Source organism: Trichocoleus sp. FACHB-46 (assembly GCF_014695385.1).
GTDB lineage: Bacteria > Cyanobacteriota > Cyanobacteriia > FACHB-46 > FACHB-46 > Trichocoleus.
In genome coordinates this window covers 48287-67311 of record NZ_JACJOD010000030.1, presented here as the reverse complement: position 1 = coordinate 67311, position 19025 = coordinate 48287, and the positions used below count along the sequence as shown (strand labels likewise).

Below are 19025 nucleotides of genomic sequence, written 5' to 3'. Positions count from 1 at the left end.
ATAGCTGGCTACTATTAATTTTTAATGACGTTGTCTTCTCACTTTGGAGGAACCCAAGCTGCGCGTTCCCACACTTGCAGCGGGTATAGGGTTATTGTTCCCTACTCCGAAAGTATTGTAACAAGATACACAAACTTTTCGTCATGAATGTTTACAGCAGTTTTTGAGCATCTGCATCATTCGTGCGCTAAAGCAGGATGATATATTACCATTCATTGCCTACTTAATTCATTCGACGCAGATAAATAGAGACAGGCTCGCTGAGGCTGCCCCCAAATTACTTGCTCTTGCTTATAAATCGCCATTCCTGGCTTTGCCCCCTTGGGCTTATAGACATGTTTTGGCTCGGTGTAAACCACAGGAACTTGCTCACTCTGACGGGCACGACTGTAATAGGCAGCTAAGTCAGCCGTAAATTCCAGGTCTGATTTTTCTGGCACTTTTCCTGGATCTAGACGCAAGAGGACATGGCTGCCGGGAATTTCTTGGGTGTGAAACCACAGGTCATAATCGCCCGCGAGTCGGAAGGTTAACTGATCGTTTTGGCGATTGTTGCGACCGATCAGCAGCTCAAACCCGCTCGGCGTTTGAAAGCGGTAAAATTCTGTACTAGCTTTGCTCTCCGGGCGGCTGCGATACTCCAGCGACTCCAAATATTGCTGCTGAATCAACTCATCGCGAATTTCTTCTAAAGTGATTAGGTCTGCGGGCGCTTGGTAGCTAGCCATTTGCACTAAGGCCGCTTCTACTTGCTCCAGATAATCCACTTCCACTTGCACCTCGGCCAGCAATGGCTCTACTGCCAGACGGGCTCGCTTGAGTTTCTGGTGTTTTTTGTAGAGAGACTGAGCATTCTGTACCGCATTTTTTTCTGGATCAAGGGCGATCGCTACAGGTTGCTCAGTATGGAAATCTGCCAGGGTCATGACTTTCATTCCGGGTTGCCACTCTTGCAAATGGGCCATCAACAAGTCTGCTTGCTCCCGGTATTGATCGGCCTGGTCCGATTGGGCTAAGCGCTGCCGAAACAAGTCAGCCTTGAGGCGCACTTTCGCCAAAACATTATTGACTTTTTGGGTCAATTGATGGTGGAGTTGCACAAACTCTTGGCGATTCAGTTGTGCGGTGTAGTATTGGTTGAGCAAGATTTGTACGCTCTCTACCGCTTGCGTTTTGCCCCAGCCCAAAACGGTATATCCCTGCTGAGTCCAGCCTGGATTCAGTTCACAACGTTCTAGCGATCGCAACCAAGTTTGCCAAGTTGCAAACAACCGCTGCCACTCTGACTCGCTTAGCTCCTCTGTTGATTGCTCTGGGTCAAGTTCGATGGCCTGCAACATTGACAACACTAAGGCTGAGCTTAAGCCACGATAATTCTTGATTAAGGTACGGCGTAAAGCCCCAGGCACTAAGCTAATCCGTTCTCGCCAGCGCTCATAAGACTCACTTAAACTGGGAGCGGGATCGGTAAGAGCAGGCGGTAACTCATAAGGTTGTCCGGTCAGAATCGGGCGAACGCTAGATTGCTGGGCACTAACCTGATGAGCCGCTGTGACAATCAAGTTCTCCTGGTTCGCCAAAATCACATTGCTGTACTTGCCCATGATTTCGACATACAAGTGCCACAACGGAGGGTCTCCAGGTCGTCGAGCAAACTGCAAATCCAAAGCCCGCTCCCAAGGGGCGATCGCCTCAATGGCAACTAGGGCCAAGCCGCCCAGTTGATGTTGGAGTTGCTGGCTAAAGGTAAAGGTGTCAGGAGTGCGAGGGGGTGGATCGCCAATACAAAGCCGAGCGGCTTGCGGGTGCCAGGAAATAGTTAGCCAACTCCGGTGCTTCAGAGTTCGCAAGGCAATGGCAAGGGTAAAGCGATCGCGCTGATAGACCTGCTCCAGTCGGGATGGCAGCCAATCAGCTCGAAGTTCACAGCAGGCAGCAGTTAGCGTAGTAAAGTCAACAGGTTGCAAAGTGAGAAATCGTACAAGTCACAGGATCGCTGCCCAGTCTAACGCTAATTGCACCGGATCGATCACCGAGCTAAGGGATTAGTGAGTCAGATCTATACCCAAAGATAGAAAGCTTCATAGCAAGCTAAAAAACTCTGTTATGCTGCGAATTTTAGCCTTGTTAGTCCAAATTTTTGTGGATACCATTGAAATTAAATACTTATGAACCCCTCACGCGGTCAAGCCGCCGTTCAGTATGGATATTAAGCTGATCAATATCGGTTTTGGCAATATTGTGTCTGCCAACCGAGTGGTTGCCATTGTCAGCCCAGAGTCCGCACCCATCAAACGAATCATTACGGATGCTAGAGACCGGGGGCAACTGATTGACGCAACCTATGGCCGGCGCACCAGAGCGGTCATCATCACCGATTCAGGCCATATTATCCTTTCTGCCATTCAGCCTGAGACTGTTGCCAACCGCTTCATTGTCAGTAAAGACGGAGCGGGCAACGACGAATAGCAAGCATGTCAAGCTCCCGCTACAATCCTAATCCCTGCGGCTCAAACCGTTGAATCGATCGCCTATAGATAGTGCTACCCTAAGAGGTTTAAGCAACGTAAGTCGAACGGGTAGTAGGAGCATGCAAGCAGGCAAGTTGGTTGTATTGACTGGGCCGAGTGGAGTTGGAAAAGGCACCTTACTGCGATCTCTTCTACAACGCCATCCAGATCTTTATGTTTCTATTTCAGTCACGACTCGTGCTCCCCGTCCTGGTGAAGTGGATGGGCAGCATTACTACTTTGTGAATCGCACCGAATTTGAGCGCATGGTCGCTGGTGGTGAACTCTTAGAGTGGGCAGAGTTTGCGGGAAATTATTATGGCACGCCCCGCCTAGCTGTAGAGCAACAAGTTCAGCAAGGCAAGTGCGTGATTTTAGAAATCGAGCTGGAAGGAGCTAGACAAGTTCGGCAAACCTTTCCGACTGCCTTTCGCATCTTTATCCTGCCACCTTCTTTGAATGAACTAGAGTTTCGCATTCGTAATCGCGGGCAAGACTCGGAAGACGCGATCGCTCGACGGTTGCAGAGGGCACGAGCCGAAATCGACGCCGCCAGCGAGTTCGATATTCAAATCATCAACGACGATTTTGAAAAAGCTTTAACTGAGATTGAGGCGGCTTTGCTTGCCCCCGTTCACTGCTATAGCGCCTAGCTTGCAGTTAAAGCCATAAATTAAGGCAGTCAATCACACTTCCATTCCTACTAAAGGTACCAGTGAAGTAAATTATCAAGCTGGCAACTTTAGAGACTAAAAGTGAACGATTGACTGCCTCAGAAATAATTCTAGATTCTGGTCAAGAATTACTAGAACAGATTTTGTAGCAGCTGGATATTGGCGAGTAAGGCGTAAGCAAAAGCTGCTCCGCCAATTCCACCAATTAGGAAGCCACTAGCATACTCATTCCATCCTTCTGCGGTAGTCAAAGCCGCTGGAGGATTTGGAGTAGTAATGGTTTTGGTTGGATCAGGAGGGCAGCTGTTTGCGTACAAGGATAGGGCAATAGTTGAGATAACAACTAAGCCAACTGTGGACAGCAAACCAGCTAAGTTTGCCACATCTGTATCTCTCAAGGGGCCTAGCTTGGCAAAGGGGCCAATGAGCCAGTAACCATGAGCCATCCCCACTTCTAGACCACGCCGTAATGGAGAAAGACCACGGCGATAAGCAGGTAGGTTATTAATGAAAGCTTCTGTGAAACCTGAGGCGTTAATTGGGGTTTCCAAATTACCAGTTTGAGGGTCGCCGCCTGCTGGACGAACGACTTCCCGGTTTCTCGGATCGCCTAAGCGATCTTTTGATCTATCTATCGCGTCTACGGGTACCATATTGCTCTTTTAGTTAATAACGTTGTAGCCCTATTTTAGGTGAGAAATTTATTCTCACTCCTGGGACCAAAGTGCACTTAAAAAAAATTAATTTTACACTTCGGTCACCATTGGTTCGGCTAGGAAACTCGCGATTTCAAAAGGGCGATCGCGAGTTTCTCAAGTTAAAAACCTTGATCTTTCTAGAACCAAGGCTGGCTAACTTTAGCAAAGTAAGAATTCTAGGAAAAAGAAATTCTTAGTGTAGCCTAAGGAGACAGAAAAAGACCGTCTGGAAACGTTTTATTGATCAGAATAAACGCTGTCAGGGCACCACTCACAAACAACACTGCTAACACAGGAGCATTAGACAGATACTTGACAAAATCGTTCATACCAAACTCCTAAGAACAAGCTAAAGGAGAAATTACGAAAATGAAAACGAAGAGAGAATCACCTAAACTCTTGCAATGGAGTTTAGAGGACTGTTTTAACGAGGAGAAACAGGGATGTTTTCCTCTTTTTCAACTAGCTCTCCGCTGATCAATTCTTTTATTGCTGCCAAAGGCCACAGCAACCCACCAATAAAGCATTGAATCGCCAGAGGTACATTGATTTGAATTTCGCTGTATTCTGGATATTCGCTCTTTTTCACAGTCCTGATATAGCTACGGCCAGACCAACCTAACCAGCCAGCTAGATACAAGAAAAGCAGCCCAGGATATTGGAAATCACCCCAGTGGCTAGGGCGACCATCGGTGATTAAACGGGGCAGACCTTCAGGGCCGCAAAGCATCCCTTCATAGCGTGCAAACCGTTCCCGAGCCCGATCAATTCTGCCTTTGATAATTGCAGCAGAATCGCTGTTGGGATCATATTTTTGTAAGCGAGCCTCTTGGCTTCTCACAGTGTTATTTAGACGTTGCTGAAAAGCAGGAGTCTCACCGCAGGGAACTAACCCAGCTACATCTGCTGAGGCAGGGGGGGCCATGCCTAGCCAGAGGCAAACAATGAGAACTAAAGCAAACAGTCGTTGCATGGAATCATTTCCTTTTGTTACAAAACTCAAAGTTTGTTGTACAAAAAGATTACGCTATTTGTACAGGAAAGTTTGCTGAACTTGGAAGCAATCATACTCTTCCGAGTAGACCCAGTAAAGTTTTAAGTTACTAGAAGTAGCTCATTCATTCAAAAAATTACCAGCGAATGGCAACGGTTTTAGCACTTGAAACAAGTTGTGATGAAACAGCGGTCGCGATTGTTAAAAATCGTCAAGTTTTAAGTAGTATTGTTTCTTCTCAGATTGATATTCATCAACAATATGGCGGCGTTGTACCAGAAGTTGCCTCCCGTCATCATGTAGAGATGATTAATCTAGCGATCGCTCAAGCGTTTCAGGAAGCGTCGCTCGATTGGTCTGCGATTGATGGCATTGCCGCTACTTGTGCCCCTGGGTTAGTGGGTGCTCTACTCGTCGGCCTTACAGCCGCTAAAACCTTGGCCCTAGTGCATCAAAAGCCCTTTATTGGCATTCATCACTTAGAGGGCCATATTTACGCTTCTTACCTCACCGAGCCAGCGCTAGAGCCACCTTTTCTCTGTTTGCTGGTTTCGGGTGGGCATACCAGTCTGATTTACGTCAAAGCTTGTGGCCACTACGAAACTTTAGGCCAAACTCGCGATGATGCCGCAGGAGAAGCCTTTGACAAAGTGGCTCGTTTGCTCGACTTGGGTTATCCCGGTGGTCCAGCAATCGATCGCCTTGCCACTCAAGGCAATCCTCAAGCCTTTCCCTTGCCCGAAGGCAATGTTTCGCGGCCCGAAGGTGGTCATCATCCTTACGACTCCAGCTTCAGCGGCCTAAAAACTGCCGTGCTGCGCTTAACCCAAAAGCTTCAACAGGAAAGCAATCAACCTTTACCCGTTGCCGACCTCGCTGCCAGCTTTCAAGAAACGGTGGCGCGATCGCTGACTCGACGAGCGATCGCCTGTGCCCGCGATTATGGTCTCACCACGATCGCGATTGGGGGAGGAGTTGCCGCCAACAGCAGCCTACGCCGTCACTTACAAACCGCTGCCCAAACTCATAATTTTCGGGTGCTTTTTCCACCCCTCAAATTTTGCACCGATAATGCAGCCATGATTGGGTGTGCTGCCGCTGACCACCTGAATCACGGTCATACTTCGTCCCTCACGCTAGGGGCACAGTCTCGGTTAGCGATCGCCAACGTCATGCAGCTCTATCAATACCCTGCCGCAATTCTCTAATACCTAACCACTCAGCGTGGCGTTACTTGCTCTTGAACTTCGTGCCGAGCCACGATCGCCCGTAGTTGAGTTACTACCGTATCAGGCTGCTCCACCATCGCCATATGCCCACAATTGGAAATCTCAATCACATTATCGCCACAGGCTCGAAAAGTGGGGTGAAAACTGGCTAGGTGCCGCACATACTTGGGTTCCATCACCGTATCTTCCGCCCCAGCCATAAAATAAACAGGCTGTGGCAAACGGGACACCACATGAGGGAGATGATGCACCTCCTCTTCGGTAGTGGAATCCAGCAATGCTCCCAAGGCGGCTTGAGGATTAGCCATGACAAAATCAATCACCCGCTGCCGTCCCCAAACCCGCTCAATCGGACGAGCGACAGTGGCACGACTAAACAGCAAATCAATCAATGGCAGTTGTGCAAACCAGCGAGGCCGAAATCTTAAAATCTTGGCTCCTGCCGAGCGAAACCGTTCAAATTCCTCTTTGAGGTAAATGCCACCCCCTGCATTGAGGCAAATCACACCTTTCACAGCTTCAGGCAACTGCTGCCCTGCCCAGAGCGCAATACTCCCGCCCAAGGAGTGACCGACTAACCAAGCATTCGTGATGTTGAGCTGCTTCAATAAAACGGCTAGATCTTGAGCGTAAGCAGCGGGGGTATATCTTGAAGCTTTAGGTGGGGCGATCGCGCTATCCATCAACTCCGCAGTCGCACTAGACAAACCGCGCTGGTGATAGGAGCTAGAACATTGCGACTCGCCAAACCCACGCAAATCATAGGACAAGCACTGATAATCTGGCGACAACCGCTCAATTAACGGTTGCCAATATCGACGGCTCAGGAGCCAACCGTGAATAAAAACAAGGACAGAGGGAGATGCAGTAGCCGCCGTCAAATCGTAGGCGTGCGGAACTCCTAGGACGTTAATGCTGGTCATACTTTTATCCTAGCCCGAAGTTCAACCGAAACACCCTAGGGGCCTCAGCCACATTGCAGCCGACCTTACAGCAACAGGTCTTGGGCATCGAGCCGCTTTCTAAGCTGAGTTTAGTGTCGTCGTCCTAACAACCGCTGTCGGACTCCCTCAGCAATTTTTTGCCCCAAATACTCTGGAATCAAATTCTCGTTAGGGCCGAGCAAGTACAAAATTAACCGGGTTCGGCCTCGCCACACCAAAAGATTGGCATTGACCACTAGCAAATCTTCTTGCCAAATAGCGTACATGACTTTGTAAAACAAGCCAGGTTGGTTGTCGGCCTCAATTAGCAAGGCTGGGAGGTGGAACACCGGGTCTACATAAAACTCCGTCTCTACCTGCTCTAAGCCAGCGTCTAGATTAAACTCTACTGCCAGCATTTCTTCCACTTCAAATCGTCCTGCCAATGCCTCTCGCACTGCCCGACAGACATTCTCCGCAGTTTTCTCGGTTAAAGTCTTGCCGCCTCGGGATACAACCAGCTTGATGAAAACCAGCATGGGTGGATAAATCTGCCCATACAAGCTGAGGCTATGAATAGTTAGCCCGTAAGCTGCCAAAACCCCAAAAATATCGCTGAGCAAAAAAGACTGATTACGGTAGGCAAAATGTAGCGCGCTCTTACTACCTTCCGGTTTCAGTTCAATCACCGCTTGCTTGGTTTTATAAAGCTGGTAAGCCAGTCTCAGGTTTTGTAACTGAATCTCGCTACTGACAAATTGCTCATAGAACTGGGGAAACGCTCGGTTGAAGCGCTTCAGCAGTTCTAGTGTGGACGATTTCAAACCCGAGGCCATAACGGGGAGTACAACTCACTTGCTACAACGGAAGCCTGGACGAGAGAGCGATCGCCAAGGTGCAAAACTCAACCTTAGGTCAATTTCTCACAAATTTTCATTGTTCAACTTTTATTTCCTCAGATGATTTTCTCAATAACTCGATCAATCTGATGAATAAGTGCAACGATGAGAATCAAGTTCGGAAGATATACTAGCTAGTACTGTCTTCTAACTCCTACTTACCTTAACCACGCCTACATGGGTTTCTGGAAAAGTTTATTTAGTGGTTCTGACACTACCCCCAGCTCTAAGCCCACTGCTGTTGAGGGATATATTGCTGAGGATGAAAACAGCCTACCCACTGAGGCACCACGCGATCCTAGCTTAAGTAGCTCAGCGGCACGAAGCCGCAGTAGTTCTCGCATTTTCTTCAGTACCGATCGAGACATTGACCTCTACGAACTAGAGGAACTGTGCGATGCGGTGGGTTGGTCGCGGCGACCTCTACGCAAGGTCAAGAAAGCAATCCAGCACAGCTTTCTCGTCGTTACTATGTGGGAGCAGCGAGGCGTACAGCGACGCTTGATTGGCTTTGCCCGAGCCACCTCTGATCATGCCTTTAACGCCACGCTTTGGGACGTTGTGGTTCATCCAGACTTCCAGGGTAAAGGATTCGGGAAGGCGCTGATGAAACACGTGATTAAGAAATTGCGGAGTGAGGATATCAGCAACATTACCCTATTCGCTGATCCCCAAGTCGTGAACTTTTATCAGAACTTGGGCTTTATGGCTGACCCCGAAGGCATCAAGGGCATGTTCTGGTATCCCGACTAACCGAAGTTAGCACCTCGCACTTTCCCTAACAGTATTCCCCAACTCTAAAGCAGTCCTTACCTGGCTTCTAGGTTTGTTGACGCAAAGCTAAATTTTTTACTCACGGATGCTTGAGAGTAGGGTATACTAGCTAAGTGACATTAACGGGATGTAGCGCAGCTTGGTAGCGCGCCTGCTTTGGGAGCAGGATGTCGCAGGTTCGAATCCTGTCATCCCGATTCAAACAAGTTTTTACTTAAGCTCAGAACTTTCAGGCTCTGAGCTTTTGGCATTTTATGAGCCGCCAACGCTGAGCTGACCTTTAACTGCTAACTCGCCGTTTTCTTGAATAGTCCAGATATCGTAGCTACCGACAACATCGCCTTGGGCATCAAGTTCTAGTGTGCCACTAGCACCTTGGTAGTTCACATCTTTCCCTTGGCGGACGAGTTCTAAGGCTTGGCAAATATCGGTAACTTCTTGCCCCGGTGCACTTGCCACTTCCCGAATCTTATCTTTAAGGGCAGAACCTGTGGCAGCCTTAGCGGATTCGGCGGCTAAAACCATTAAAGCTGTAGCATCCCAGGTGTTGGGATCATACACACTAGGCTGGCGCTTGTACTCAGCGTTGTAGAGCTGACGAAACGCCACGATCGCCGGTCCTCCGGCGCTGGCAGCCGTCCCAATCAATCCATTGGCAATAAATTTACCTGCCTGATTTTTGCCGACTAGATTAGCGATCGCGGCATCTTTCAGGCCATCGGTCGCCAGCACTTTCGTCTTCTTGTTCAACAACCCCTGCTGATAAGCGGATTTCAAGATGAGGCTGCCTGTCTCTGGATAAGCAATCAACAAGACTGCATCTGGATTACTACTAAATGCAGCGCCCACTTCCGACTCAAATGTAGCGGCATCAGGCGGATAGCGCGTGGGTTGGCCTGACACTACTTTGCCGCCTAACGCCTCAAAAGCTGGAATGAAAGATGTCACCAAGCCATTGCCGTAGTCATTATTAATGGTCAAAATTGCCACTGTTTGAAAGCCTTGATCTTTCGCTAGTTTTGCTAGGGCTTGCCCCTGAAAAGTATCGGGTGGGGCAGTGCGAAACCAAAACCCCTGAAAGTCACCGTTTTTAGCTCGTTCTGTGAAAACAGGACTCGTGCTAGCAGGCGAGATTTGTGTCACTTGATTCCGAACAGCAATATCGACTGCTGCACTCGAAACGGCACTTGATGCGCCTCCCACAACACCAGCTACTCGATCGACTTCGGCCAATTTAGTCATGGCTGAAGCACCAGCCGCAGGTTCAGTTTGGTCATCTTCTGAGATCAGCTCTACTGGCTGGCCTAAGACTCCACCACAGTTATTGACCGTCTTCACCAGCAACCGAGCACTGTCTTGCATAGGTGAACCATACTGGGCCAAGTCCCCTGTAATTGGTAGCAACGTGCCCAGTTTCAGACCGTTGCTGGATTGAGTGGGAGACTGACAACTCGATAAAGTCAGCAATAGAGCGATCGCAAATTGGGCTTGTACAATTCTGCTTACAGCCCCATGTCGTATCTCATCTGCGACCCGCTTAACTTTAGACTTCTTGCGATAGGAGCACTCAAAGCTTAACCAGATAAAATTCATAGGGTTAATCTGAGGTTTGTGTCGGTAAAATTTAGTTGCTAACTACAGTTACAATTCAAACGGCACAGTAGTACTAAACGAAAGTTATGTATTTAACCAAGTGTGCACTAATTAAACATCACACTGACGAACCTAAGTTAGGCGTTTAACCAAGGCAAAGACCTAACTCAGTTTGTGTTAGTATCCTACAAGTCTGCTGGCTCATACCAAGAAAAAGGCTTATTGAATCGATAGAGCCGTTTCCTTACTTCCCCTGGAACCATTTTCTCTAAGGCGAAGTCACCTGTAAATGACATTAGGAGTACGCGGATCATTCATCAATGCTTCCGGTTCAACCATTTCTTCTCATGGAGTGAATTAGTGTAGAACTAATCTGTGAAGCTAACTGAGAAACGATAACTTTGCCCGATCTCCAGCTTGAAATTTGGGTGGTGCCAGTGATAAAAGACACCCTAGATTCAGTGAACTTGCAATTGCATAATTAGCGAACAGCCAGCAAACTAATTCATGACAATTGGCAAGTGAGCAAACTATCAGCCGCATCTCGATTTTTCACTCGCAAACGCTACTTAAAAGCGTAAATATTAACTCCTTTACAATCTTTTTCCAGGAGCAACTAATGAAGTCTTTTGTCCGTTGGAGTGCAGTTTTGAGTCTAGTTGGAGGCGCATTACTAGGCCCCTCTATTGCAGGTAACATGCAAGCTCTGGCCCTACCTAAAGAGCAGGTGCTACAAAAACTACGTGCAGTTCCAGTGTTCACGATCGCTGACGCTCAGGGAGCACCCCTAGTTGCTTCTCCCCCCAATGCTGCGAATGGTCAAAAGAATGCGCCTGTCGCAGGGGTTTTTGTTAGCCAGCAAGATGCTCAAGCTTTTTTGGACCGACTGAAAAGCAAGAATCCTGAGCTAGCCAAGAATGTGAAGGTGATGCCCGTTTCGTTGGCAGAAGTTTATGAATTGGGTCTGGCCAACAAAAATAAGCCTAATGGCCTCAACTTTGCCTTTGTACCCACTCAACAGCAAGTTGCCTCAGCCGTTGCGCTCTTGAAGCAGAGTGGTCAAAAGGTAGAGCGCTTTAATGGCGTGCCTGTCTTTATCGCTAGAGGCGGGAAAAACAAAGGGTATTTGACTGTGAAGCGGGGTAATCAACAGATTATTCCTCTGTTCCTGAAAAAAGAGGAATTGCAAAATATGGTGCAGCGCCTCAAGCAGCAGCAGCCTGACCTAGCATCCAGCGTGGATATTCAGGTGGTTAACCTTGAAGGTGTGATCCAGACTCTGACAGATAGCAATAACAAGGAACTGGAAGAAATCGCTATTGTGGCACCGCAAGAGTCGATTGAATTTCTGCGATCGCTCCAGCCCGCCCAGGGTCAAGCTAGGCCCAAAGCTAAGTAACCCCTCAATCTCAACAACCTTCCCTCGATTGTGACTGTTCCGTGACAAGCATGTATTCCCCCAAGACTTGGGCGGTTTCAGGGCAGGAGCTTTGGCAATGGCGGGATGAAGCTTGTGCCGCAGCTACCGCTGCGGCAATTTCGTCTGCCGAAGTAGACTGGCTGCTGCAAGAGTTGGCTGGGTTAGATCGCTTAACCTTGCGTCTAGAGTCTTTCAAGCATTGGCCACAAGTTCAATTGCGGCTATCTTTATCAGAACTCACAAAACTGTGGCAGAAGCGGATTGAGGCTCGCGTTCCAGTTCAATATTTGGCTGGAACGGCACCTTGGCGACAGTTCAATTTAACGGTGTCTCCAGCGGTTCTAATTCCACGGCCAGAGACAGAACTAATCATTGACTTAGCAGTTGTTGCAGCCCAGTCCTCTAGCCCTGAGCTTGGCAGTTCGGCACCAGAGGTTTGGGCCGACCTAGGCACAGGTAGCGGTGCGATCGCAATTGGTCTAGCAACCGCGTTTCCAAAAGCGACAGTCTATGCCGTAGATTGCAGTCCTGACGCGATTGCTGTGGCCCAACAAAATGCAACTGAGCTCGGATTGATCGATCGCATCCAGTTCTTTCAGGGTGCTTGGTTTCAGCCTTTGAATGGCTTAGAAGGTCAGTTGCGGGGTATGGTGTCAAACCCTCCCTATATTCCTAGTGCGATGGTGTCTAGTCTGCAACCAGAAGTTGCTTGGCATGAACCGCATTTGGCTTTAGACGGCGGGGAGGATGGGTTAGACTGCATTCGCCATCTGGTAGCAACAGCCCCCACTTATCTCAAGCCAGGTGGAATTTGGCTAATCGAGATGATGGCAGGACAGGCAGAGCAAGTCGTGGAATTATTAGAAAGGCAGGGCGACTACGATCGCATTCAAGTTCATGCTGACTTGGCAGGAATCGATCGCTTTGTCTTAGCTCATCGTCGTTAATGCCACTCGTTGTAATTCAGGGTTCCTCGTAGCTCCTCTTCCACGACATGCCTCAAGTTTCCTTAACCGCTTTAGTAACTCATGCCAAAGCGGGCGATCGCGTGATTAGCTTTCCGACCGATACGGTACCCGCTTTAGCCGTCCGTCCAGACCGTGCTGATTTAATCTTTGCCGCTAAACAACGGAGTCAAGAGAAGCCACTAATTTTGATGGCGGCAGCACCAAATGATTTATGGCCGTTCGTTGAGGGTGAGGCAGAGGCGCAGCAAATTTGGCAAGAAGTAGCCACCCGATATTGGCCTGGAGCCTTAACGCTCGTTTTACCTGCCAGCGATCGCGTTCCCAGCGCCATCCATCCTCAGGACTCGACGAGTATTGGCCTGCGAGTACCTAACCATCCAGTCGCCCAAGCGATTTTGGCCCAGACAGGTCCCTTAGCGACAACCAGTGCTAATTTATCGGGTCAGCCTCCTCTAGAAACCATGACTGCGATCGCCGCTCAGTTTCCAGAAGTGCTGCTGCTCTCACCGGAGGAATTGGCCTACCTAATCCCAACGGGCGAGGCTGCCGCGAACCACTGGAGCGAATCAGCTTCTGGTGTCCCTTCCACTGTCATCAAGTGGAGTCATTCGACCTGGCAAGTTCTTCGCTCTGGAGCAGTTAAGCTAGAACTTTAAGTCAGTCAGCAGGGCACGTCGATGGCAAACCAAGAGAGTAGCCAAACAATTTCAACATTGCAACAAGAGCTGGAGCAAACGCGACTGGCCTATCAAATGGCAGTAGAGATGCACCAGTTTAAATCTGGGTTTCTAGCTAGAGTCTCCCATGAGCTGCGATCGCCCTTAAACGGCTTGATTGGCATGCATCAACTGATCCTGTCTGACCTCTGCGATGACCCAGCAGAAGAAAGAGACTTCCTTGGCCAAGCAAATCAGTCTGCCCTAAACCTGATGCAGTTATTGGACTTAATCTTGGATGTGGCTCGATTAGAGCATGGCTCTCGGCAGATGCAGCTTCAGCCGCTAAAACTAGGCCAAATCCTCCAAGAAGTTTACAACCTGACTCATTTGCAAGCACGCGATCGCAATATTCGCTTGAAGCTCCTGCCAATTCAGGAAGACATTTATGTCCAGGCTGATCCCAAGTGGTTGCAGCAAACATTAGTGAGTTTGCTGGACACTTCCATTCGTTTAACGCCTGAAGGCACCATTTCGCTGTCAGCCACAGTCCAACCAGAAACAGAGCAGGTTACGATTTGCATTGAGGCTCCTTACGCTGCAAGCCTCTGGAGTGAACCTGCTCAAATTTTATCGACTCAGGCTTTACCAACAGCGCCCAATACCCCAGCAGCTTTGTCACCCGGTCTTGCTCTCTTGATGCACCAAAGCGTGATTGAGCGCATGCAAGGTCGTTTGGAAATCATCGCTTTGCCCAGTGAACCAGACAGCAACGCAAATCCGACAGACGCGACTGAATCTACTCGTATTCAATGCCTGATGCCCCTGGTGATGCCAGAGACTGATTTAGCCTAAGTGCTCATTAGAGCATATAGATCCAGAGATCAAGCACTTACGAGGTTTGAGGCATTTCTACAACTGCAGGAGTGGGTGGTTGCTCCATGGGTTGATTGCACAAAACCATTGTGGTGCTGGCATTGAGTTGAAATCCAATCCGCTCGTAAAACTGTTGTTGATGGGTCGTCATCAAATACACCCGCTCCACCCGATTCATCCGGGGATGAGTTAAAACAGTTTCGACCAACTTCCGACCCAAGCCTGCGCCCTGGTAGTCAGGATGAATCACCACATCCCAAATCGTGGCGCGGTAAATGCCATCAGAGGTGGCACGAGCAAAACCAATCATCTGGTTTTGGTCCCAAACACTAATCACGGGGTCGCTGTTGGTGATCGCGATCTCTAGCTCTTCAACCCGTCGGTCCTTGGCCCAGAAAGCTGCAGCTTGAAACAATGCCTGGAGTTGCTGCAAGTCAATGCGAGACCGCTGATGGCAAAACTGAATATGACGACAATCCATCACAACTAAATTTCCTCTCCCTTAGGGAAATAAGTAGTGGTTCTGTAGCGCCTGCAAGAACGGTAGTGGGCTCCGCTGCTTGGGTACGACTGCTGAACAAGGCAGACACCTTGCTGACTTAAGCACGAATGCTTAATCAAAAAGATAATGCCTATTTCCCCAATCTGATGCGGGGCGATTCCTAATTCCGTGGAGAAATGCTGACAAGCCAATCGTGCTGCGCTAATTTGGTGGCCCTAATTTGGTGGCCCTAATTTGACGACCACTTTATTAAGTTTTGCATTTAATTTTAGCGATCGCTCTGCTTAAGCTATCTATAGCTCTCGGTAGAAATCACCCCGGCCTTTTGGTAGGTTAGTTTTCAGACCGATAGTAGAAATCATTTCCCTCTCTAGCCCGCCACATTACTCTGATTGAGGTTCTGGGATGAGGCAGTCTAGGCACCTGTGAGTTAAAGATAACGTCACGACAACTGTTAACATCCTGAAGTTCTTGGTAGTGAGTTCATAAGCATGTCCCGCCCTTCTCAACCAACCGATGCCAGAGAATCTCATCCCACTCTGGAGGAGAAGCCAAACTCCAAGCGACGACTCCGCAGGCGATCGCCCGTGATTCTCTTGGTGTTAGTTCTATTGTGGAGCGTGGCGTTGGGATGGGGTTTAGCCCAAGCAACAGAAACGCCCCAAGCGGCTCAACTCGCTCAATTTACCCCTAGCGTTGAAAAGCTCACGCCTGCCGCAACTCCTGTGGGCACCGTAGACCCAGTACCCGCCAAATACCAACTCGGCCAAGAACTCTATTTAGAAAACTGCGCTACCTGCCATATTGGCTTGTCCCCCGCAGTTCTGCCCACAGAAACTTGGCGCCAAATATTGCAAGACCGCCAACACTACGGCCAGCAGATTAAACCCCTCGTTGACCCGCCCCGTCTCTTGGTTTGGGACTACTTACGTACCTTTTCTAGAGTTCAAGATCGAGAAGAAGAAACACCTTATCGCATCGCTGACTCCCGCTACTTCAAGGCTTTGCATCCACGAGTCCAGTTGCCGCGATCGCTGACGATGGCCAGTTGTGCCAGTTGCCACCCTGCTGCTGCCCAGTTCAACTTCCGCCGCCTGACGCCAGAGTGGGAAAATTCGCCCTAATTTCTTAGGAAATCATCTCTAAACGCGGACTAGTTGATAAAGGGTTGAGATTACCACCAAATCAGACGGCGATCGCGCCATGCTATCCCGCCTCAGGCAGGGCCAAAATGATACGATAAATAATGATTTGGGTCGGCAATCTGAGTCTATAAGCACATCGGTTGCTTAGCTGCATAGTTCTGCTGCTTCTATTCACTCAATCAGCCGTTAACTTACAGGTTGGTTGAAACTCCCAGACCTAGCTTTGTTACATTGGACTTTTATCTCGTTAACAAAGCGCTTTCAAGGAAATATCTCTCCCTCCTGCCATGCTTAAGAATCTGCTAGGCGATCCCAACGCACGCAAGCTCAAAAAATATCAACCCATTATTACCGAGATCAACCTGCTCGAAGAAGAAATCCAAGGGCTCTCTGACCAAGAGTTGCGTGGTAAGACAGCAGAGTTTAAACAGCGGGTTGAAAAAGGGGAATCCCTTGACGACCTTCTACCAGAAGCCTTCGCCGTTGTTCGAGAGTCTGGTAAGCGTGTGCTGGGGATGCGCCACTTCGATGTCCAGCTCTTGGGCGGCATGATTCTCCACGACGGCCAGATTGCCGAGATGAAAACTGGGGAAGGTAAGACCCTGGTTTCTACATTGCCAGCTTACCTAAACGCTCTCCTGGGTAGAGGTGTTCACGTCGTCACCGTTAACGACTACCTGGCTCGTCGGGACGCAGAGTGGATGGGGCAGGTACACCGTTTCTTGGGCTTGAGTGTCGGTCTGATTCAGCAGACCATGACCCCCAACGAGCGGAAACGCAACTACGACTGCGACATCACCTACGCCACCAACAGTGAGTTGGGCTTTGATTATCTGCGCGATAACATGGCTACCTCAATGGTTGATGTGGTGCAGCGGCCATTCCAATATTGCGTCATTGACGAAGTGGACTCAGTGCTAGTCGATGAAGCTCGTACTCCCCTGATCATTTCGGGTCAAGTAGAGCGACCCAGTGAAAAATATATTCGGGCGGCTGAAGTGGCCACTCGGTTGGAAACAGAGACCCACTATGAAGTGGATGAAAAAGCCCGCAACGTCCTATTAAGCGACGAAGGCTTTATTGAAGCAGAAAAAGCCTTAGGGGTTCAGGATTTATTTGACCCCAAAGATCCTTGGGCGCACTATATCTTCAATGCCATTAAAGCTAAAGAACTCTTTATTAAAGATGTAAACTACATCGTCCGCGATGACGAAATCGTGATTGTGGATGAGTTTACGGGACGGATTATGATGGGTCGTCGCTGGAGTGACGGCTTGCACCAAGCGATCGAAGCTAAAGAGCACGTCGAAATTCAGCCCGAAACTCAGACCCTCGCCACAATTACCTATCAAAACTTCTTCTTGCTTTATCCCAAGCTGGCAGGCATGACTGGCACCGCCAAGACGGAAGAAGTGGAATTTGAAAAGATTTACAAACTCGAAGTCACGATCGTTCCCACCAACCGTAGAACGGGTCGGGCTGACGTCTCTGATGTAGTCTACAAAACTGAAGAAGCAAAGTGGAAGGCGGTTGCGGCTGAATGTGCCGAAATCCACCAGTTGGGCCGCCCGATCCTGGTGGGTACGACCAGCGTAGAAAAATCGGAAGTACTGTCTCATCTGTTGCATCAGCAAGGCATTCCCCATAACCTCCTGAATGCAAAGCCAGAAAACGTCGAGCGAGAATCAGAAATTGTCGCACAGGCGGGTCGCAAGGGAGCCCTGACCATTGCCACTAACATGGCGGGTCGAGGCACAGACATCATCCTGGGTGGTAACGCGGACTACATGGCCCGTCTGAAGGTGCGTGAGTACTTCATGCCTCGGATCGTGCAGCCAGAGGATGAAGATACTTTTGATGTCACCAGAGTCGCAGGCGCAAGTGAAAGCCGAGGGGGTGGACAAGGGTTTGTCCCAGGCAAGAAAGTCAAAACCTGGAAAGCTTCTCCTCAAATTTTCCCTACTCAACTGTCGAAAGAATCCGAGCAAAAGCTGCGAGCAGCAGTTGACTTTGCGGTGCAACAGTATGGGGAGCGATCGCTGCCAGAACTAGAAGCCGAAGATCTGGTTGCGGTGGCGTCTGAGAAAGCGCCCACTGACAACCCAGCGATTCAGCGACTGCGGGAAGTATATAACTTGATCCGCAAGGAGTACGAACAATTCACCGAACGCGAACATGAAGAAGTGATTCGTCTCGGCGGTCTGCATGTGATTGGTACAGAGCGTCACGAGTCTCGCCGGATTGACAACCAATTGCGCGGTCGGGCAGGACGGCAAGGTGACCCTGGGTCTACCAAGTTCTTCCTCAGCTTGCAAGACAACTTGCTGCGGATCTTTGGTGGCGATCGCGTGGCAGGTTTGATGAACGCCTTCCGCGTCGAAGAAGACATGCCGATTGAATCTGGTCTTCTGACGCGATCGCTAGAAGGAGCACAGAAGAAAGTCGAAACCTACTACTACGACATTCGAAAGCAGGTTTTTGAGTACGACGAGGTGATGAACAACCAACGTCGAGCTATCTATGCCGAAAGACGCCGCGTTCTCGAAGGGCAAGACCTGAAAGAGCAGGTGATTAAGTACGCCGAGCGCACGATGGATGACATTGTGGAAGCTTACGTCAACCCTGACCTGCCTTCAGAAGAGTGGGATCTTGGCAGCATGGTGAGCAAGGTGAAGGAGTTCGTCAACCTATTGTCTGACCTAGAGCCTGACCAGTTGATTGACCTAAATATTGGGGAAATCAAAACTTTTCTCCACGAACAGGTGCGGATTGCCTACGATTTAAAAGAAGCCCAAGTCGATCAAATTCAACCCGGTTTGATGCGGCAAGCAGAGCGCTTCTTTATCTTGCAGCAAATTGATACCCTATGGCGGGAACACCTCCAGCAGATGGATGCACTACGGGAATCCGTGGGACTGCGCGGCTACGGTCAGAAAGACCCCTTGATCGAGTACAAGAGCGAAGGCTATGAACTCTTCCTGGAAATGATGACCGATATTCGCCGTAACGTGGTTTACTCTCTATTCCAATTCCAACCGCAAGTTCAACCTGCGGTCGAGGCACCTACCGAAATGGTTTAAAGCAATGGGTTAAACCATTACATCACTGGACTAAAAGTTAAGGGACAGGTGTCTAAACCTGTCCCTTAACTTTTAGAGCTGCTT

General features: G+C 49.2%; 18 protein-coding genes and 1 tRNA gene. 11 read left to right on the top strand and 8 right to left on the bottom strand.

Translation table 11 applies throughout. The annotated features are described in order from the left end of the window. Positions 1-212: 212 nt before the first annotated feature. Positions 213-1967 carry an NFACT family protein gene (locus H6F72_RS16865; RefSeq protein WP_190437989.1) on the bottom strand — a complete coding sequence of 585 codons (1755 nt, stop codon included), beginning with the start codon at positions 1965-1967 and terminating at the stop codon, positions 213-215. A gap of 235 nt (positions 1968-2202) precedes the next feature. Here H6F72_RS16865 and remA point away from each other — a divergent pair, with 235 nt between their 5' ends. Both remA and gmk read left to right on the top strand, forming a co-directional pair. After that, positions 2203-2469 carry an extracellular matrix/biofilm regulator RemA gene (gene remA, locus H6F72_RS16860; protein WP_190437987.1) on the top strand — a complete coding sequence of 89 codons (267 nt, stop codon included), beginning with the start codon at positions 2203-2205 and terminating at the stop codon, positions 2467-2469. Positions 2470-2590: 121 nt separating this feature from the next. Next, positions 2591-3163 (top strand): guanylate kinase, encoded by a 573-nt coding sequence (gmk, locus tag H6F72_RS16855; protein ID WP_190437985.1) that lies wholly within the window; start codon positions 2591-2593, stop codon positions 3161-3163. A gap of 152 nt (positions 3164-3315) precedes the next feature. On the opposite strand, the gene H6F72_RS16850 is transcribed toward gmk, so the two are convergent. The 3 genes from H6F72_RS16850 to H6F72_RS16840 all read right to left on the bottom strand — a co-directional run bounded on the left by H6F72_RS16850 (position 3316) and on the right by H6F72_RS16840 (position 4855). Further along, on the bottom strand, positions 3316-3837 hold the full coding sequence (locus H6F72_RS16850) for a photosystem I reaction center subunit XI (protein ID WP_190437983.1): 522 nt from the start codon (positions 3835-3837) through the stop codon (positions 3316-3318). Between the two features lie 248 nt (positions 3838-4085). Then, positions 4086-4211 carry a Photosystem I reaction center subunit IX gene (locus H6F72_RS16845; RefSeq protein WP_190437982.1) on the bottom strand — a complete coding sequence of 42 codons (126 nt, stop codon included), beginning with the start codon at positions 4209-4211 and terminating at the stop codon, positions 4086-4088. Positions 4212-4306: 95 nt separating this feature from the next. Continuing rightward, positions 4307-4855, bottom strand: a complete 549-nt coding sequence (locus H6F72_RS16840) for a Photosystem I reaction center subunit III (RefSeq protein WP_190437980.1) — start codon at positions 4853-4855, stop codon at positions 4307-4309. Between the two features lie 167 nt (positions 4856-5022). Here H6F72_RS16840 and tsaD point away from each other — a divergent pair, with 167 nt between their 5' ends. Next, positions 5023-6084, top strand: coding sequence for a tRNA (adenosine(37)-N6)-threonylcarbamoyltransferase complex transferase subunit TsaD (gene tsaD, locus H6F72_RS16835; protein ID WP_190437978.1), 1062 nt, complete (start codon positions 5023-5025; stop codon positions 6082-6084). Positions 6085-6095: 11 nt separating this feature from the next. On the opposite strand, the gene H6F72_RS16830 is transcribed toward tsaD, so the two are convergent. Next, positions 6096-7028, bottom strand: coding sequence for an alpha/beta fold hydrolase (locus H6F72_RS16830; RefSeq protein WP_190437976.1), 933 nt, complete (start codon positions 7026-7028; stop codon positions 6096-6098). Positions 7029-7138: 110 nt separating this feature from the next. Then, complete coding sequence (locus tag H6F72_RS16825) at positions 7139-7852, bottom strand: hypothetical protein (protein WP_242016986.1); 714 nt, start codon at positions 7850-7852, stop codon at positions 7139-7141. A 252-nt stretch (positions 7853-8104) separates the two neighbouring features. Between H6F72_RS16825 and H6F72_RS16820 the strand changes: the two genes are divergently transcribed. Further along, on the top strand, positions 8105-8680 hold the full coding sequence (locus H6F72_RS16820) for a GNAT family N-acetyltransferase (RefSeq protein ID WP_190437971.1): 576 nt from the start codon (positions 8105-8107) through the stop codon (positions 8678-8680). A gap of 144 nt (positions 8681-8824) precedes the next feature. Beyond that, positions 8825-8898 (top strand) — tRNA-Pro (locus tag H6F72_RS16815). 55 nt (positions 8899-8953) lie between these two features. On the opposite strand, the gene H6F72_RS16810 is transcribed toward H6F72_RS16815, so the two are convergent. Continuing rightward, positions 8954-10294, bottom strand: coding sequence for an ABC transporter substrate-binding protein (locus tag H6F72_RS16810; RefSeq protein ID WP_190437969.1), 1341 nt, complete (start codon positions 10292-10294; stop codon positions 8954-8956). A 619-nt stretch (positions 10295-10913) separates the two neighbouring features. Between H6F72_RS16810 and H6F72_RS16805 the strand changes: the two genes are divergently transcribed. Genes H6F72_RS16805 through H6F72_RS16790 form a run of 4 tightly spaced genes read left to right on the top strand, consistent with a single transcriptional unit; the run spans position 10914 to position 14193 of the window. Further along, on the top strand, positions 10914-11693 hold the full coding sequence (locus tag H6F72_RS16805; RefSeq protein WP_190437967.1) for a Tic22 family protein: 780 nt from the start codon (positions 10914-10916) through the stop codon (positions 11691-11693). A gap of 50 nt (positions 11694-11743) precedes the next feature. Next, entirely contained in the window at positions 11744-12661 is a 918-nt protein-coding gene (gene prmC, locus H6F72_RS16800; RefSeq protein ID WP_190437965.1) for a peptide chain release factor N(5)-glutamine methyltransferase, read from the top strand. 47 nt (positions 12662-12708) lie between these two features. After that, positions 12709-13338: an L-threonylcarbamoyladenylate synthase gene (locus H6F72_RS16795; protein ID WP_190437963.1), complete on the top strand. Its 630-nt coding sequence runs from the start codon at positions 12709-12711 to the stop codon at positions 13336-13338. A 21-nt stretch (positions 13339-13359) separates the two neighbouring features. Then, positions 13360-14193 carry a sensor histidine kinase gene (locus H6F72_RS16790; protein WP_190437961.1) on the top strand — a complete coding sequence of 278 codons (834 nt, stop codon included), beginning with the start codon at positions 13360-13362 and terminating at the stop codon, positions 14191-14193. A 37-nt stretch (positions 14194-14230) separates the two neighbouring features. Here the strand turns inward: H6F72_RS16790 and H6F72_RS16785 are convergent, their stop codons facing one another. After that, entirely contained in the window at positions 14231-14695 is a 465-nt protein-coding gene (locus tag H6F72_RS16785; protein WP_190437959.1) for a GNAT family N-acetyltransferase, read from the bottom strand. Positions 14696-15207: 512 nt separating this feature from the next. Between H6F72_RS16785 and H6F72_RS16780 the strand changes: the two genes are divergently transcribed. Together H6F72_RS16780 and secA are read left to right on the top strand one after the other, a co-directional pair. Continuing rightward, positions 15208-15840: a diheme cytochrome C gene (locus tag H6F72_RS16780; protein WP_190437956.1), complete on the top strand. Its 633-nt coding sequence runs from the start codon at positions 15208-15210 to the stop codon at positions 15838-15840. A gap of 308 nt (positions 15841-16148) precedes the next feature. Then, entirely contained in the window at positions 16149-18941 is a 2793-nt protein-coding gene (gene secA / locus H6F72_RS16775; RefSeq protein ID WP_190437953.1) for a preprotein translocase subunit SecA, read from the top strand. Positions 18942-19025 lie beyond the last annotated feature (84 nt).